Source organism: Thermomonas sp. (assembly GCF_046293095.1).
GTDB lineage: Bacteria > Pseudomonadota > Gammaproteobacteria > Xanthomonadales > Xanthomonadaceae > Thermomonas.
This window is the reverse complement of sequence record NZ_JBKBPN010000002.1, coordinates 162452-178009: the sequence shown is the minus strand read 5'-3', so window position 1 is coordinate 178009 and position 15558 is coordinate 162452. Positions and strand designations below refer to the sequence as shown.

Genomic DNA, 15558 nt, shown 5'->3' with positions numbered 1-15558 from the left:
GTTTTTCCACAACGATGCGCATTTCTTCCTCGAGGTCCTGCTGGCGTTCACCGGACCTGGGTGAAGAACCAAAAACAAGATAATTGCCTGCAGGCATGATTTCTGCCGGATTCATGCCATCGCCCACTTGGATAGACTGCACGCAACGCCAACGGACGCCAGCCCATGCTCCCTTCGATCAATCGCAACATCCTTCTGCCGCTGCTCCTTGGCTTGTCCGGCAGCGTGATCGCACAGACCCCGTCCACCTCGGTTGCCACGGACCCCGTGATCGACGATGCCCTGGTTGCCGGCGGTTTCCTTGATGCCCATCCCGACTTGAAGTTCCGCCAGACCGGCCTGCAGGCCTACACGGACAGGGCATTCGGACAGGCGATGGCAGAGTTCAAGCGTGCTGCCTGGTACGGGGACAAACCGTCGCAGGCAGTGGTTGCCGAAATGTACTGGGGAGGCGTCGGGGTTCCGGTGGACCGGGTCCTGGGAATGGTCTGGATGGACCTTGCAGCCGAGCGTGGCTATCGCTTCTTTTCGCAAAAGCGGGACTATTACTGGAACCAGCTCGATGATCAGGAGCGCAAGGCAGCAATCCGGCTGGCCCGGAGCGTATTCGCAGATTATGGCGACGACGCGACAATGCCGCGCATCGCGGCGGTGCTGCGCAGGGAGCGCGCCAAGATGACTGGCAGCCGGGTGGGTTCGATGAGCCGTGCCGTGCAGGTGTTCATCCCCGGCCACGGCAACATCGACGGCACCCGGTTCTACGACCCGCAATTCTGGGATCCCAGGCAGTACCGAGCCTGGCAGGATGACTACTGGCAGGACCTCAAGCCGGGTACCGTTACCGTGGGTACGCCGGAAACCCTGAAGCAGCCGGAAGCCTCGCCGCGCGAACCCGGCAAGCCCGGGCCCTCTCCCTCCGGAGCCCACTGAGCGGACAACTTCGCCCGTGCAGACGCACAAGCATCGACCGTCAGCGCCAACCTGATTCGAGCGGATTTTGCAAGAGCCGCATCGACAGTCGTTCAGTGAAGCTTGTTAAGCCGATGTTAGGGTGCAGTACACCCGGCCGCCTCATGCGCCTGGTTTCCATGAAAAAAAGCAAAGGACCCCCCATGGCAGTTCATCGACGCCCCACCCCTCTCCGCCGCCCGTTGGCGCTGGCCCTGGCCGCCCTGCTGCTGCCTGCCGCCGCACTGGCGCAGGATCAGAACGCACCGGCCACCCCGGGCCAGCAGGCCGAAGGCAAGGCCAAGGATCTCGACAAGGTCGTGGTCACCGGCTCGCTGATTCCGCAGACCCAGGTGGAGACTTTTGTTCCGGTCACCATCATCTCGGCCGAGGACATCCAGGCCCGCGGCTTCAACAACGTCGCCGAGGTGCTGCAGAAGAGTTCGTTCGCCACCGGCGGCGTGCAGAACAACCAGAGCTCCGCCTCCTTCACCCAGGGCGCCGAAACGCTCAGCCTGTTCGGCCTGCCGGCCGGCTACGTGAAGTACCTGATCGACGGCCGCCCGATGGCGAACTACCCGGCGCTGTACAACGGCACCGACGTGTTCAACAACATCAGCGGCATTCCGGTCGAGCTGGTCGAGCGCATCGAGATCCTGCCGGGCGGGCAGTCGTCGCTGTACGGTTCCGACGCCATCGCCGGCGTGATCAACATCATCCTGAAGAAGAACATCGACGGGGCCGTCGTGACCGGCCGCATCGGCGGATACGACGAAGGTGGCGGCCGCAGCGGCCGCATCAGCTTCGCCGACAGCTTCCACAGCGCCGATAACCGCTGGAACACGCTGCTGGGCGTGCAGGCGGAAAAGACCGACCCGGTCTGGGGCTACCAGCGCGACCTGACCAAGCGCTTCAACACCAACGGCTATAACGGTGCGCCCCCGCTGGCCAGCCGTGACTGGCTGGTCTACAGCCCGTTCACCAGCTACAAGTTCCTGGATCCGGCCAACTGCGCCAATGTCAGCGCCGGCTTCAACGGGTCCGTCGCACTGCAGACCCGGCCGGGCTTCGGCGACGAGAAGTATTGCGGCTCGATGAACACCCCGGGCTATCGCACGCTGAAGAACGAGAAGGAAGGGATCCAGCTCTACACCCACACGACGTTCGAGCTCAACGACCTGGCGCAGGCCTATGCCGACGTTCTGCTGAACAAAGAGAAGGTCAAGTACCACACCGGCTCCAGCTACGTCTGGTGGGGCACCAGCGTCAAGTGGGGCTACTACTACGATCCGGATCTGGATGACTTCCTGAACCTTCAGCGCGCCTTCACGCCGGAGGACATGGGTGGCTGGAAAAACACCATGTCCGAGAACAAGAGCTCGTCCTACGCGGTCACCCTGGGCGTCAACGGCACCCTGTCCGAGAACTCCAACTGGGACTATGACGTCAGCGTCAGTCGCACCGAATACAAGCTGGACGAAATCGAGCTGGCCCGCCTGGCGGATCCGATCAATGATTACTTCCAGAACAAGGTGCTGGGCCCGCAGCTTGGCCTTGACCCCTACTACGGCGCCTACCCGGTGTTCCAGCCCGACTATGCGGCGTTCTACACGCTGATGTCGCCGACCGACTTCTACAGCTTCATGGGGAAGACGACCTCGCGCAGCCGCACCTACGACAACCTGCTCCGCGCGCAGTTCACCAACAGCGCCCTGTTCTCGATGAAGGGCGGCGATGCGGGTGCCGCGATCGCGATCGAGGCCGGCACCGAAGGCTGGCGGTACAACCCGGATCCGCTGCTGCTGAACGGCAAAATCTGGGGCACCACGTCGGTCAGTGGCGGCGGCGACCGCTCCCGCTATGCGCTGACCGGCGAGATCCGCCTGCCGGTGCTGGAAACGCTGACGATCGCCGCTTCGGGCCGTTACGACGGGTTCCGCGCTGCAGGCAAGGAGATCTCCAAGCCCACCTACAGCCTGGGCATCGAATACCGCCCGATGGAATCGCTGCTGATCCGCGGCAAGTACGGCACCGCATTCAAGGCGCCTACGCTGGCCGACCAGTTCCAGGGCATCAGCGGCTTCTACAGCACCACTACCGACTACTACAACTGCGCACTGCTCGGGTTTGACGTAGGCAACGTGGATCAGTGCCCGGCCCAGTACTCCAATCTGGAGTACTTCGGCCAGCAGGCGGGCAACCCCAACCTGGAGCCGATCAACGCCAAGGTATGGAGCTATGGCGTGGTGTGGGCACCGACCGCGAACTTCTCGCTGAGCGCCGACTACCACCACTGGAACATCAAGAACGAAGTGGCGCTGCAGAACGTCGACCAGCTGATGCGCGACGAGTCGGCCTGCCGTCAGGGCCAGCTGGATATCAACTCCGGCACCTGCCAGGCTGCGCTGAACCAGATCACCCGCGGCCCCACCGGCACCGTGCAGTCGATCTATGTCAGCAAGGTCAACGTCGCCCAGCGCACCTTGAATGCCGTCACCGTGGACATGAACTACCGCCAGGACATCGGCGCGTGGGGCTCGCTGCTGATGTCGGGTTCGTGGGTGCGCAACCTCAAGCACGAGTTCCAGCAGTATCCGACCGATCCGATGGTCGACCTGCTGAACGACCCGTACTGGAGCACCGACCCGAAGTACAAGGCCACCGCCTCGCTGGGCTGGAACAAGGGCGCCTGGACGACCACGGTGTACGCGAACTACCTCGGCCCGACGCCGAACTACCGTGCCACCCTGACCCCGGCGGGCTATGCCTATGCCGGTGCAGGCAAGCTCGGCTCGTACACCACGCTCAATGCCAGCGTGAACTTCAACGTCACCGAAGACCTGAAGCTGTCGCTGCTGGTCAACAACCTGGCCAACCGCATGCCTGACATGGACGTGAACTCCTATCCGGGCAGCAGCGGCGCACCGTACAACAGCAGCAACTTCGACGTGCTGGGTCGTGCGTACTACCTGGAAGCCAAGTGGAGCTTCGGCAAGGGCAAGTAATCGCCCCGGCCGTGAAACAAGAAACCCCGCCTTTCGGCGGGGTTTCTTTTTGCGCGCATGGCGCAGGGCACAGACGGAACGGCTGGGCCATCGGAAATCAATCGATGGGGATGCCGCCCGCCTCCAGCAGCTCGCGCAGGCCATCCAACGCACTGCCATAGCGCTTCCAGCGTGCCAGCGCCTGTCGGTGCATCGGCTCGCGCACCTGCACCGCACTGGCCGTCGCCACCGGCGCCGTATTTTCGGAAAACCGCAAGCAGGCCTCGTCCCAGCCCAGTCCGCAGTGGGCCAGCAGCCGTCGGGTCTGGCCTTCCTGGTCGTCCACCAGCGATTCGTACTGCACCTCGAGGATGCGCCCCGGCAGCACCTGGTGCCAGTGCCGCATGAGCGCGTCGAACAGCAGGAAGTAGCGACCTGTATCGAGCAGGTCGAACGAATAGTCGTAGTACGGGCTGGTCTGCGCGAACAATTGGCGGAAATTGCCCAGGCAGGTGTCCATGGGGTTGCGGCGCAGGCAGACGATCCGGACATTCGGCAGCGCGCGGGCAATGTAGCCGAGGTACAGGAAGTTGTGCGGCAGCTTGTCCACGAAGCGCGGCCTGGCCGCAGTACCCGGACGGGTGCTGTCCACGTACGCCTCGCCCAGTACGCGGGGATCGACCTGCATCGCGCGTCGCAACGTGTCCACATTCAGTAGTTCCGGCGTGCGGCTGCCGGAGAGTCGCTTGAGCACGACGCCGAAATTCTGGAGCTCCCCCGCGGAATGCACGTCCGGATGGCTGGAAAGAATGCGATCCACCAGCGTCGTGCCGCTGCGCGGCATGCCGACGACGAAGATCGGCGCATCGGACGCGAACCCACCCCCCATCGCTATGGGTTCCGGGAACAAGGCACGTAGCAGGTCGAACACCAAAGCATCTCGAGCAGTGGTGTAGCCACGTCCCTCGCCGCCTGCGGCCTTGCCGGCCGACAGGTGCAGAAAAGCCTGCGGGTAGTCCCCCAGATCTTCCAGCTCCTTGGCGTGGGCCAGATGCAGGTACATCCGCGCGGTGGCCTCCGTGGCCTTTTCCAGCAATGCCCGCAGGCGGGGCAAGTGGTTGCTTTCGGCCGAAGCCTTGCGCAATTGCGCCAGCGCCAGATGGGCTTTCCAGAACGCAGGGTCGATGGCCAAGCACGCCTCGTACTCACGCTCGGCGCGATCCAGCTCGCCCACGAAAGTCAGCGATGTCGCCAGGTTGAAATGTGCGATCGCACGCCCCGGCATGCGCTGGAGCGCGCGTTCGAACAACCTCACGGCCTTGGCATGCGCGTTGGCCTGGGTATAGACGACAGCCAGTGTGTCCAGCGTCGCCGGATCGTCCGGTGACATCGCAGTGGCGGCATCGGCAGCGGCAACGGACTCGCGGGTCAGCCGCGCGAGCGCCAGGGCGCGCGCGAACTGCGCGGCGTAATCGGGACGACGGGGGTTGTGGTGGACGGCAAGCTGCAGATGCCGAAGCCCCTCCGGCAAGCGTTGAAGCTGCAGACATGCCACCCCGGCAACGAAATGGACGCCTGCGTGGGGCGGGATCCTGGGCAGGAGGGACTCTGCCAGTATCGATGCGCGCTGCCAGTCACCGCGATTGAGCGCCTCCACCGCGGCCTGGTAGATCGGCCGCGGGTCGAATGCCCCGTCCTCTGCGGTTCCCTGCTGCTCGCCCACCGGCAACTCCCTGTTGACTCCCCGCCACTTGCGGGTCGGCAAGTGTACCGCCCACCCCTTGCGCGCCACCCGGCCTCGCTGCGCCGCCGCATTCCATACCGATGCGGATGGGGTATAACTCCGCCGAAGGGACGCGCGCCGCGCCCCGCAACACCCCGGGAGGGAAGGTTCCATGCGCAACATGCTCTTGACCGCCGTACTCGCCTCGCTGTCGTTTGCCGCCACCGCGCAGCACACGGCCTCGCCGGTTGGTAAGTGGAAGACTCTGGACGACGAGTCCGGCAAGCCGATGACGATCACCGAGATCTACGAGACCAAGAACGGCACGCTGGCCGCGAAGATCGTCGAAAACCTGGGCCTGCCGGCCAACTGCGACGGTTGCAGTGGCCAGTACAAGGGCAAGCCCTTCGTCGGCATCGTCACGCTGTGGAACCTGAAGGCGCAGAAGGACGGCACCTGGGGCGGCGGCAACGGCTACAAGCCTTCCGAAGACCGCAGCTTCACCGCCAAGTCGATCAAATTGGTCGATGGCGGCAAGAAGCTGGAGGTGAAGGGCTGCGTGGCCTTCTTCTGCAAGACCGCGACCTGGGTGCGGGTGGATTGATCCGCCTGCGGCCCAATATGCGCCGGACGGGGTGCCGGCGTGCATGCACCGCCATCGCCGGCCTGTTGCTGGCGATGGTGGCAGGCGCGTCCGCACAGGACGCGCCGCTGGGCCGCTGGAAGACCATCGACGATGCCACCGGCCAGCCCAAGTCGGTGGTGGAGATCTATCGCGCCCGCGACGGCAGCATCGCGGGCCGGGTGGTCGAGATCCTCGACCTGAAGGACGGCCCCAACCCGCCATGCAAGGCCTGCAAGGGCCCGCTGCACGGCAAGCCGATCCGCGGCCTGGTGATCCTGTGGGGCCTGCGGCCCGACGGGGATGGCACCTGGGCGGGCGGGCGCGTGCTGGACCCCGAAAACGGCAAGGACTACAAAGCCAAGCTGGCCCTGCTGGAGGACGGTCGCGCGCTGGGCATGTCCGGCTGCATCGCGTTCTTCTGCCGCCAGCAGATCTGGCGCCGCGAGTAACCGGCAGGCTGCCCGCCCCCGCGCGGGTGGGCCGGGCGCCGCAGCCCGCATGCGATAATCGCGGCCCCCCTCGCCATGCCACGCCCATGCCCCGTCCCGCGCTTGTCACCAACGCCCTGCCCTACGCCAACGGCCCGCTGCACCTGGGCCATCTGGTGGGCTACATCCAGGCCGATATCTGGGTGCGGGCGCGGCGCATGGCCGGTGGCGAAGTGCACTTTGTCTGCGCCGACGACACCCACGGCACCCCGATCATGCTGGCGGCCGAGAAGGCCGGCACCACGCCGGAGGCGTTCATCGCCGCGATCCAGGCCAGCCACGAGCGCGACTTTGCCGATTTCAAGGTCGACTTCGACTGGTACCACTCGACCCATTCGGACGAGAACCGGCAGCTGACCGAACGCTTCTATGCGGCACTGGACGCGCGCGGCAGCATCGAGCGACGCGCGATCGAGCAGCTGTACGATCCGGTCAAGCAGATGTTCCTGCCGGACCGCTATGTCAAAGGCACTTGCCCGAGCTGCAAATCGCCCGACCAGTACGGCGACAACTGCGAGGTCTGCGGTGCCACCTACAACCCCACCGACCTGATCGACCCGCGTTCGGTGGTCTCCGGCGCCGTCCCCGAGATGCGCGCCTCCGAGCATTTCTTCTTCAAGCTGGGCCAGTACACCGACGTGCTGCGCGACTGGCTGCAGGGCGACGTGGCGGTGCCAGGCGTCAAGGCCAAGCTGGGCGAATGGATCAACGGCGAGGGCGGCCTGCGCGACTGGGACATCTCCCGCGACGCGCCGTACTTCGGCTTCGAGATCCCCGGCCATCCGGGCAAATATTTCTACGTCTGGCTGGATGCGCCGATCGGCTATTTCTCCAGCCTGCTGGCGCTGGCCCGCAGCGGCAAGGCCGCCGGCTTCGACGAGGCCCGCATGGCGGCGCTGCTGCAGCCGGGCGACGGCGCCGAGCTGCACCACTTCATCGGCAAGGACATCGTCAACTTCCACGGCTTGTTCTGGCCGGCGGTGCTGGAAGGCAACGGCCTGCGCAAGCCCGACCGGCTGCACGTCAATGGCTACCTGACCGTGGACGGCGCCAAGATGAGCAAGTCGCGCGGCACCTTTGTCATGGCGCGCACCTATCTGGACGCCGGGCTGGACCCGGAGGCCCTGCGCTACTACTTCGCCTGCAAGACCTCCGGCGGCGTGGATGACCTGGACCTCAACCTGGCCGACTTCGTGGCGCGCGTGAACAGCGACGTGGTCGGCAAGTTCGTCAACCTGGCAAGCCGCAGCGCCAAGCTGCTGGAAACCCACTTTGGCAACACCGTTGGCGCCTCGCCATGGGACCAGGCGGAGCACGCCGGCGTCAGCGCGGGCTGGCTGGATGAGGCGCGCGGCCTGCTGGATGGCGTGCGCGCCCTGACCCGGCTCTCCGCCGACCTGTACGCACAGGACAATCCCGCGGCGGTGACCCGCAACGCGATGGCGGCGGCCGACCTGGCCAACGAATACATCGCCCGCACCGCGCCGTGGGCGCTGGCCAAGGACGCCGCGCGCCGCGACGACCTGCAGCTGGTGCTGTCCACCGCGCTGCAGGCCTTCGCCGACATCGCCGCCGCGCTGAAGCCGATCCTGCCGCGCACCGCCGCCGCCATCGAGGCCTATCTGGGCACGGAGCTGCAGGCGGACACCGGCACTGACCGCGTCATCACGCTGTGGGGCCGCACGCTCAACCCGTATGCCCCGCTGTTCACCCGCATCGACCCGAAGCACATCCAGGCCATGATCGACGCCAGCAAGGACACCCTCGCCGCCCCCGCCCCGACATCCGCCCCCGCCCCGACATCCGCCCCGGCCGCCGCGCCAGCAAAGGCCGCTCCAGCGGACGCCGCGCCCGCCGCGAAGGCCGGACCGGACACCGCGTACATCAGCATCGACGATTTCGCCAAGCTCGACCTGCGCATCGGCAAGGTGCTGGAATGCGGCTTCGTGGAGGGCAGCGACAAGCTGCTGCGCTTCCTGCTGGACGCCGGCGACCTCGGCCAGCGGCAGATCTTCTCGGGCATCCGCGCCAGCTATGCCGAACCGGAAAAGCTGGTGGGGCGCAGCGTGGTGTTCATCGCCAACCTGGCGCCGCGCAAGATGCGTTTCGGCATCAGCGAAGGCATGATCCTGTCGGCCGGCTTCGACGGCGGCGCGCTGGCCCTGCTGGACGCCGACGACGGCGCGCAGCCGGGCATGCCGGTGCGCTGACGCAACGCCCCACAGCTTGCCAGGAGCGCCGATGGACATCCGCCAGATCCAGAACGACCACGAGGTCCTGCTGGCACGCATGGCGGCGCTGCGCCACCTGGCCGACGGGGCGATGGCCAAGGATGATGCGATTGCGACCGTAGCCGGGATCGCAGCGCTGGGCGCAACCCTGCAGCTGCACCTTGCGATCGAAGACCACCTGCTCTATCCCGCCTTGACGCGCGCCAACGACGCCGAGATCGCAAGCGCAGGCCGTCACTTCCAGCAGGAAATGGGTGGGCTGTCCGACGCCTACGCGGCGTTCACCGGGCGCTGGCGCGCTGCGGATGACATCGCGGCCGCGCCCGAGCGCTTCCGGCGCGACCTGCACGCCATCCTGGACGCACTGGAGGCCCGCATCGCCCGCGAGCACGCCACCCTGCTGCCGCTGGCAGCCACCCTGTGACGCCGGCCTTCGCAGACGCTTGATGACCGATCTTGCCGAACGCCTCGACCAGCTCCTGCCGCAGACCCAGTGCGGCCAATGCGGGTTCGACGGTTGCCGCCCCTACGCCGAGGCGATGGCGCGCGGCGAAGCCGGGGTCGACCGCTGCCCGCCGAGCGGCGATGCCGGCGCGCGGGCGCTGGCGAAGGCACTGGGCGTGGCACCACGCCCCTATGACCGCACCCGTGGTGACCAAAAACCGGCCCGGCCTGCGCGCATCATCGAAGCTGATTGCATCGGCTGCACTAAATGCATCCAGGCCTGCCCGGTGGACGCCATCGTCGGCGGCCCCAAGCACATGCACACCGTGCTGCCCGGTCTGTGCACCGGCTGCGAGCTGTGCGTGCCGGCGTGCCCGGTGGACTGCATCGTGATGGTGGACGAGGCGTGACCACGACGCGGGCAGGCGGGGCGCACGACGTGCATGGGAATCACCGCCACGACGCGTGCCCTCAATCCGCCGCGCAGGCGTCGCAGATGCGCTCCACCTTGTAGCCCTTGGCGCGCAGTTGTTCCACCAGCCCATCGCTGCCCAGCAGGTGCAGCGCACCCACCACGACCAGCGTGTTGTCCTTCCTGGAATCGGTCAGGCGCTTCTCCACCTGCGGCAGCCAGGCCTGGTTGCGGGCCACGTCCAGCAGGCGGTAGCTCTCGGGCGTCTTGCGCGCCATCTCCGCCCGCATCCGGCTATCCAGCCTGGCGACATCGCCTGCGCGCCACCAGGCATGCATGTCGCTCATCTCGCGCACGGCCTTCTGCGGATCGGCCAGGAACTCCTCCAGCTCCTGCGCCTGCTCGGTGTGGGGCACGGTATCCATCGCCTTCATCTGGTCGTCCACGGTCTCGAGGCCGGCGGTCGGCTTGCCGGCGGCAGCGGCGCGCGCCATCAGGGTGCGGTCCAGCCCCAGTTCCGGCCGGAACCCCATCGCCCGGGTGACGCCCAGCACCAGCCCCAGATTCACCGCCCACGGCTCGCTGTGCTCCAGCGCCTGCACGCTGCCGCCGCCGGCCGAGACCAGCGTGGACAGCCGCGCCAGCGTCGCCTTGGGCAGCACCGTACTCAGGGTTTCCCCATTGTCGTAGGCCATGTACTTCTGCATCACCGCCACCGACTCCGGCGCCGTCATCGCGGCAGGATCGATCTCGAACAGCAGCGATGCACTGTCATCGAAGGCCCGGTCCACTTCCGCAGGCAGCGGATAGTCCTCCTCCCTGAGCAGGTGGAACGACCCCAGCAGATACACGGCGTTGTCGGCGTCGGACACCTTCCACAGCAGCGGCCGCTTGGCGTCCGTAGCGGGCTGGTCGGCATGGGCGGCGGGCAGCAGCAGCGCGCACAGCGCGAGGGCGAACAGGCGGGATTTCATCAGGCGTCCTTGGTGGAAGCGGCGGGTTTGCGGTACGCCTTCTCGCCCGCTTCGACGCGCAGGTCCAGCCGGTTCTCCGGCGGCGGCAGCGGGCAGGTGGCGAACGGGGTGAACGCGCACGGCGGGTTGTAGGCGCGGTTGAAGTCGAGCACCAGCCGGCCTTGGGCGTCCGGCATCGGCGCATCGAGGAACCGCCCGGCGCCGTAGCTGCCGTGGCCACTGGTGCGGTCTGCGAACACCAGGAACAGCGTGCCCTCTCCTTCGTCCAGCGCTTCCAGCCGGTACGGCGTGCCGTTGCGGCTGAATTCGACCACGCCCGGATTCGGTATCTCGTCGGTGGTGCCGATGATGTTGGTGATCGGCAGCGTCTTGCCAGGCGGATGCGGCAGGAAGCGCGCCTGCACCCGCCACTGCGGACCACCGGGCCAGTACTCCAGCCCGCCGAAGTGCGTGCGGCTGTCGGCGTCGGCGTGCTTGACCCGCAGCGCCAGCCGGCCACCGCGCGCGATCACCGTTGCCAGGCCTTTGCCGTCGTCGAAGGCGATGACGCTGGGGCCACCGGCGTCGGCGTCGCTGCGCAGCGTGCCGCCCTTGCTGGGCGCGCCATCGACGGTCACCGCCGCGTCCGCGACGAAGCGCGCCTTGCCATCGCGCACGCTGAATACGCCCAGGTGTGCCGGGCCCAGCAGCAGCCGGATGCCGTTGTCGGCGGCGCTGCCGACGCGGTGCGTGCCGGGGTCCAGCCAGTGCAGGCCGACCAGGCTGGTCCAGCCATCGGGCCGGGTCAGCTCGGCCCGGCGCTGGTCGCGCCAGGCCTGCTCGCTGGCGGCAAACTCGGCCGCGGCCTTCGCCTTGGCGGCCAGCTGTGCCGCACTGGGCTCGGCGGATCGATTGCAGGCGGCCAGTAGCAGCGCCGCGACCAGGAGCGTCAGCGTCCGCGCAGGAACCATTTGTCCATCTCCGCCAGCGTGAAGCGCGTCCAGGTGGGACGGCCGTGGTTGCATTGCCCAGAGCGCTCTGTGGCTTCCATCTCGCGTAGCAGGGCATTCATTTCGGGAATCGTGAGCCTGCGGTTGGCGCGCACCGCACCGTGGCAGGCCATGGTGGCCAACAGTGCGTCGCGGGTCTCGGCGATGCGGCGCGTCGCGCCGTGTTCGCGCAGATCGGCAAGTACGTCGCGCAGCAGCGCTTCCACGTCGCCGTGCGCCAGCAGCGCCGGCACGCTGCGCAGCAGCAGCGACTGCGGGCCGCTGCGTTGCACCTCGAAACCCAGCTGCGCCAGCGTGTCGGCCTCGCGTTCGGCCACGTCGGCTTCGCGCTCGGACACGGCAAGGCTGCTGGGCACCAGCAGCGGCTGCGTGCGCAGGCCGGCGCCGTCGTGCGCGGCCTTCAGCTTTTCGTAGCCGATGCGCTCGTGCGCGGCGTGCATGTCGACCACGATCAGGCCATCGGCGTTCTCGGCCAGGATGTAGATGCCGTGCAGCTGGGCCACGGCAAAGCCGAGCGGCGGCATGCCGCCCGGCGCGTTGTCCGGCATCGGCATCGCGGGTGCCATCGGCATCGGCGATGCGTCGTTGCGGGGCGCATACAGCGCGGCGTAGGCCGCGGGCGCATCGGCCACGCGCAGGCCCATCGCCTGCTGCTGCGGCGCCTGCGGCATCGCCCAGCGCGGGGCATCGACGGAACCTTGAGCCGGCGACGTGGGTGCCACGGTACTGCCGGCGCGGGTGTCGGCCAGCGCGGCGTGCAGGGTGCGGTAGACGAAATCGTGCACGAGGCGCGATTCGCGGAAGCGCACCTCGTGCTTGGCCGGATGCACGTTGACGTCCACCCCACGCGGGTCGAGCTCGAGGAACAGCACATAGGCCGGGTGGCGGCCATGGAAAAGCACGTCGCTGTAGGCCTGCCGCACCGCGTGGGCGACATTGCGGTCGCGCACGCTTCGGCCATTGACATAGAGGTACTGCTGGTCGGCGCTGGCGCGGTTGTAGGCCGGCTGCGCAATCCAGCCGTGCAGGCGCATGCCGGCGCCGGTGTGGTCCACGCGCAGCGCGTTGCGGGCGAACTCCTCGCCCAGCGCCTCGTGCAGGCGCACGTCGCTGAGCAGATGCCCCTCGCCCTTCCAGCGCCGCGACGGCTTGCCGTTGTGGCTGACCCGGATCTCCACGTCGGGCCGCGCCAGCGCCAGCGTGCGCAGCCAGTCCTCGATGTGCGACAGCTCGGTGCGCTCGGCGCGCAGGAACTTGCGCCGCGCCGGCACGTTGAAGAACAGGTCGCGCACTTCCACCGTGGTGCCGGGCGGATGCGCCTGCGGCACCACGTCGCCGAGGCGGCCGCCGTCGATGCGCAGCTCGGCGCCGTGGTCGGCGTCCGGCCGGCGGGACACCAGCCGGAAGCGGCTGACCGAGGCGACCGACGGCAGCGCCTCGCCGCGGAAGCCCAGCGTGGCCACCGCTTCCAGGTCGTCGATGGAAGCGATCTTGCTGGTGGCGTGGCGGCTCACCGCCAGCGGCAGCTCCTCGGGCGCGATGCCGCCGCCATCGTCGCGGATGCGGATCAGGCGGATGCCGCCTTCCTCCAGGTCGATATCGATGCGCTTGGCGCCCGCGTCGAGCGCGTTCTCGACCAGCTCCTTGACGACGGACGCGGGGCGTTCGACCACTTCGCCGGCGGCGATCTGGTTGATGAGGGTGTCAGGGAGTTGGCGGATCGTCATTGCAACTCCCCCAGGTTTCCAGACTCGATCATCCTGATCTCGCCAGGAAACACGGCCCTGCGCATCCTGCTTCGGGCGTTCGCCAACGCGCGAAGTGACGTTAAGTCACTTCGCAAGCGCGTCGGCTCACCTTCGCCGGCGGCGATCTGGTTGATGAGGGTGTCAGGGAGTTGGCGGATCGTCATTGCAACTCCCCCAGGTTTCCAGGCTCGATCATCCTGATCTCGCCAGGAAACACGGCCCTGCGCATCCTGCTTCGGGCGTTCGCCAACGCGCGAAGTGACGTCAAGTCACTTCGCAAGCGCGTCGGCTCACCTTCGCCGGCGGCGATCTGGTTGATGAGGGTGTCAGGGAGTTGGTGGATGCTCACCCGGGGATTCTAGCCGGCCGCGGCTGTCGGATCGGAGACGCGACGCAAGGCGGCGGAGCCACCCACCCGTCCGGTGTCAGGGGCTGCCGCCCGCACCGGCCGCGGCGAATTCCATCGCCCGCTCGGGCACCGAGGCTTGCGCCGACTGCTTGGCCTGCGCGCGCGCCGCGTAAAGCGTGCCCGGCGGCGGCTGGCGGGAGAAGTAGCGGTCGATGCCATCCAGGATGGCGCTGGCCAGGGTGCGCTGGAACGCAGGATCGGCCAACCGCTTTTCTTCGTCGGGATTGGAGATGAAGGCGGTTTCCACCAGCATCGCCGGCATCTTGTCGGAGGTGCGCAGCACCGCGAAGTTGGCGCGTTCGACGTCCGGCTTGTGGTTGTTACCTACCCGCTTGAGGCCACCCAGCACGTGTTCGGCAGCATCCTCGGAGGCCTTCATGTTGCCGCTCTGGGTGAGATCCAGCAGCACCGAAGTGAGGGTGTTGTCGGCCACGCGCACGCGCTCGCCGCCGATGATGTCGGCCGCGTTTTCCTTGTCGGCCAGCCAGCGCGCGCGCTGCGAGGACGCGCCGCGGGTGGACAGCACGTACACCGACGACCCGCGCGCGCCGCGGTTCTCGGCGGCGTCGGCGTGGATCGACAGGAAGATATCGGCCTGGTTGGCGCTGGCGCGGCGGGCCCGCAGGTTCAGCGGGATGTAGACGTCGCTGTCACGGGTCAGGAACGCCTTCAACCCGGGCGTGGCATTGACCTGCCGCGCCAGCTCGCGGGCGATGGCCAGGGTGACGTCCTTCTCGCGGGTGCCGTTGGGCCCGTGGGCGCCGGGGTCCTGGCCGCCGTGGCCGGCGTCGATGGCAACCACCAGCGGGCGCATCCCGGGGCGCAGCGCCGGCCGAACCGGCGCGGGCGTTTCATCGTCCGAGGATGGCGTCTGGGCGGCTGCCGTAGCCGGCGACGGGGCGACGCTGGCGGATGCCGGCGCGGCTGCGGACGGCGACGGCGTGACCGTCGACGAGGCCGGCGGGGTGGTGATGGGCCGGCCGGCAAACGCGGCGATCGGATCCGCGGGTGCAGCCGCTGGACCGGCCGGAGCCGGCCCCGGCGGCGTGCCAGTGGCAGCAGGTGGCGCGGCGGCCGTGGCGGCAACCGACGCACCATCGCCCGGCCATTCCAGCACCAGCATGGCGCCGGTCGCGGCGGTATCAAGCGTGGTCGGGATGGCCTTGACCTTGCCGGCCAGGTCGAACACCACCCGCACCGTGCCGGGCACGGGCTGGCCGGTGCGGACGGCCTTCACCATCCCGGCGGCCGGCGGCAGAACCAGCCCGCGGGCCAGATGGCTGCCGGGAAAATCCACCGCCAGCCGCTCCGGGTTGGACAGCGGGATCAGGCGGTATTCACCGGCCTTGTCGAGATGCAGCTCGGCGCGCGTGCCGGTGGCCCCGACCTCAATGCGCAACTGCTTGATTTCAGAGGCATTCGCTGAGCCACAGGCGAACGCGGCCAGCAGCACGGCGGCCGGCACGACGCGATCGCGAAGGTTCCCCAACAGGCGCATGACCGGGAGTTAAGCACCGGTTAGGCCGTGACGCAAGCATTTTTCCCTGAATAATCCGCAACCTGCGCTACTTTTCTCGATGGGC

The 15558-nt window shown here is 67.8% G+C and carries 14 protein-coding genes; 7 read left to right on the top strand and 7 right to left on the bottom strand.

All coding sequences use genetic code 11. The features are described 5' to 3' along the window. Positions 1-165: 165 nt before the first annotated feature. Positions 166-930 (top strand): sel1 repeat family protein, encoded by a 765-nt coding sequence (locus ACK4SG_RS04190; RefSeq protein WP_409600040.1) that lies wholly within the window; start codon positions 166-168, stop codon positions 928-930. Between the two features lie 182 nt (positions 931-1112). Next, positions 1113-3953, top strand: a complete 2841-nt coding sequence (locus ACK4SG_RS04185; protein ID WP_409600038.1) for a TonB-dependent receptor plug domain-containing protein — start codon at positions 1113-1115, stop codon at positions 3951-3953. A 97-nt stretch (positions 3954-4050) separates the two neighbouring features. Here ACK4SG_RS04185 and ACK4SG_RS04180 read toward each other — a convergent pair whose 3' ends face one another. After that, positions 4051-5697, bottom strand: a complete 1647-nt coding sequence (locus ACK4SG_RS04180; RefSeq protein ID WP_409600036.1) for a tetratricopeptide repeat-containing sulfotransferase family protein — start codon at positions 5695-5697, stop codon at positions 4051-4053. A gap of 130 nt (positions 5698-5827) precedes the next feature. Between ACK4SG_RS04180 and ACK4SG_RS04175 the strand changes: the two genes are divergently transcribed. The 5 genes from ACK4SG_RS04175 (at position 5828) to rnfB (ending at position 9853) form a co-directional block, all read left to right on the top strand. After that, positions 5828-6259, top strand: coding sequence for a DUF2147 domain-containing protein (locus ACK4SG_RS04175; RefSeq protein WP_409600034.1), 432 nt, complete (start codon positions 5828-5830; stop codon positions 6257-6259). A 74-nt stretch (positions 6260-6333) separates the two neighbouring features. Further along, positions 6334-6729: a DUF2147 domain-containing protein gene (locus tag ACK4SG_RS04170; protein ID WP_409600697.1), complete on the top strand. Its 396-nt coding sequence runs from the start codon at positions 6334-6336 to the stop codon at positions 6727-6729. Between the two features lie 86 nt (positions 6730-6815). After that, positions 6816-8978, top strand: a complete 2163-nt coding sequence (gene metG, locus ACK4SG_RS04165; RefSeq protein WP_409600032.1) for a methionine--tRNA ligase — start codon at positions 6816-6818, stop codon at positions 8976-8978. A gap of 31 nt (positions 8979-9009) precedes the next feature. After that, on the top strand, positions 9010-9423 hold the full coding sequence (locus ACK4SG_RS04160) for a hemerythrin domain-containing protein (RefSeq protein ID WP_409600030.1): 414 nt from the start codon (positions 9010-9012) through the stop codon (positions 9421-9423). Positions 9424-9445: 22 nt separating this feature from the next. Then, entirely contained in the window at positions 9446-9853 is a 408-nt protein-coding gene (rnfB, locus tag ACK4SG_RS04155; RefSeq protein WP_409600028.1) for an Rnf electron transport complex subunit RnfB, read from the top strand. A gap of 61 nt (positions 9854-9914) precedes the next feature. Here rnfB and ACK4SG_RS04150 read toward each other — a convergent pair whose 3' ends face one another. The 6 genes from ACK4SG_RS04150 to ACK4SG_RS04125 form a co-directional block, all read right to left on the bottom strand. After that, positions 9915-10829, bottom strand: a complete 915-nt coding sequence (locus tag ACK4SG_RS04150) for a TraB/GumN family protein (RefSeq protein WP_409600026.1) — start codon at positions 10827-10829, stop codon at positions 9915-9917. Next, positions 10829-11779, bottom strand: a complete 951-nt coding sequence (locus ACK4SG_RS04145) for a DUF1684 domain-containing protein (protein WP_409600024.1) — start codon at positions 11777-11779, stop codon at positions 10829-10831. The genes ACK4SG_RS04150 and ACK4SG_RS04145 overlap by 1 nt, the downstream gene beginning before the upstream one ends. Continuing rightward, positions 11758-13545: a DNA mismatch repair endonuclease MutL gene (gene mutL, locus ACK4SG_RS04140; protein ID WP_409600022.1), complete on the bottom strand. Its 1788-nt coding sequence runs from the start codon at positions 13543-13545 to the stop codon at positions 11758-11760. The genes ACK4SG_RS04145 and mutL overlap by 22 nt, the downstream gene beginning before the upstream one ends. After that, the gene (locus ACK4SG_RS04135; protein ID WP_409600020.1) at positions 13542-13730 is read right to left on the bottom strand and encodes a hypothetical protein; all 189 of its coding nucleotides are present in this window, start codon (positions 13728-13730) and stop codon (positions 13542-13544) included. Before ACK4SG_RS04135 ends, mutL begins: the two co-directional genes overlap by 4 nt. Continuing rightward, on the bottom strand, positions 13727-13915 hold the full coding sequence (locus ACK4SG_RS04130; protein WP_409600018.1) for a hypothetical protein: 189 nt from the start codon (positions 13913-13915) through the stop codon (positions 13727-13729). Before ACK4SG_RS04130 ends, ACK4SG_RS04135 begins: the two co-directional genes overlap by 4 nt. A gap of 76 nt (positions 13916-13991) precedes the next feature. Next, positions 13992-15440 (bottom strand): N-acetylmuramoyl-L-alanine amidase, encoded by a 1449-nt coding sequence (locus tag ACK4SG_RS04125; RefSeq protein ID WP_409600695.1) that lies wholly within the window; start codon positions 15438-15440, stop codon positions 13992-13994. Positions 15441-15558 lie beyond the last annotated feature (118 nt).

Excerpts from the sequence above, each read along its gene's own strand:
- ACK4SG_RS04170 (WP_409600697.1), top strand. The coding sequence starts at position 6,334 with ATGGTGGCAGGCGCGTCCGCACAGGACGCGCCGCTGGGCCGCTGGAAG.
- ACK4SG_RS04190 (WP_409600040.1), top strand. The coding sequence starts at position 166 with ATGCTCCCTTCGATCAATCGCAACATCCTTCTGCCGCTGCTCCTTGGC.
- ACK4SG_RS04150 (WP_409600026.1), bottom strand. The coding sequence starts at position 10,829 with ATGAAATCCCGCCTGTTCGCCCTCGCGCTGTGCGCGCTGCTGCTGCCC.
- ACK4SG_RS04160 (WP_409600030.1), top strand. The coding sequence starts at position 9,010 with ATGGACATCCGCCAGATCCAGAACGACCACGAGGTCCTGCTGGCACGC.
- ACK4SG_RS04185 (WP_409600038.1), top strand. The coding sequence starts at position 1,113 with ATGGCAGTTCATCGACGCCCCACCCCTCTCCGCCGCCCGTTGGCGCTG.
- ACK4SG_RS04135 (WP_409600020.1), bottom strand. The coding sequence starts at position 13,730 with ATGACGATCCGCCAACTCCCTGACACCCTCATCAACCAGATCGCCGCC.
- mutL (WP_409600022.1), bottom strand. The coding sequence starts at position 13,545 with ATGACGATCCGCCAACTCCCTGACACCCTCATCAACCAGATCGCCGCC.
- ACK4SG_RS04175 (WP_409600034.1), top strand. The coding sequence starts at position 5,828 with ATGCGCAACATGCTCTTGACCGCCGTACTCGCCTCGCTGTCGTTTGCC.
- ACK4SG_RS04145 (WP_409600024.1), bottom strand. The coding sequence starts at position 11,779 with ATGGTTCCTGCGCGGACGCTGACGCTCCTGGTCGCGGCGCTGCTACTG.
- rnfB (WP_409600028.1), top strand. The coding sequence starts at position 9,446 with ATGACCGATCTTGCCGAACGCCTCGACCAGCTCCTGCCGCAGACCCAG.
- metG (WP_409600032.1), top strand. The coding sequence starts at position 6,816 with ATGCCCCGTCCCGCGCTTGTCACCAACGCCCTGCCCTACGCCAACGGC.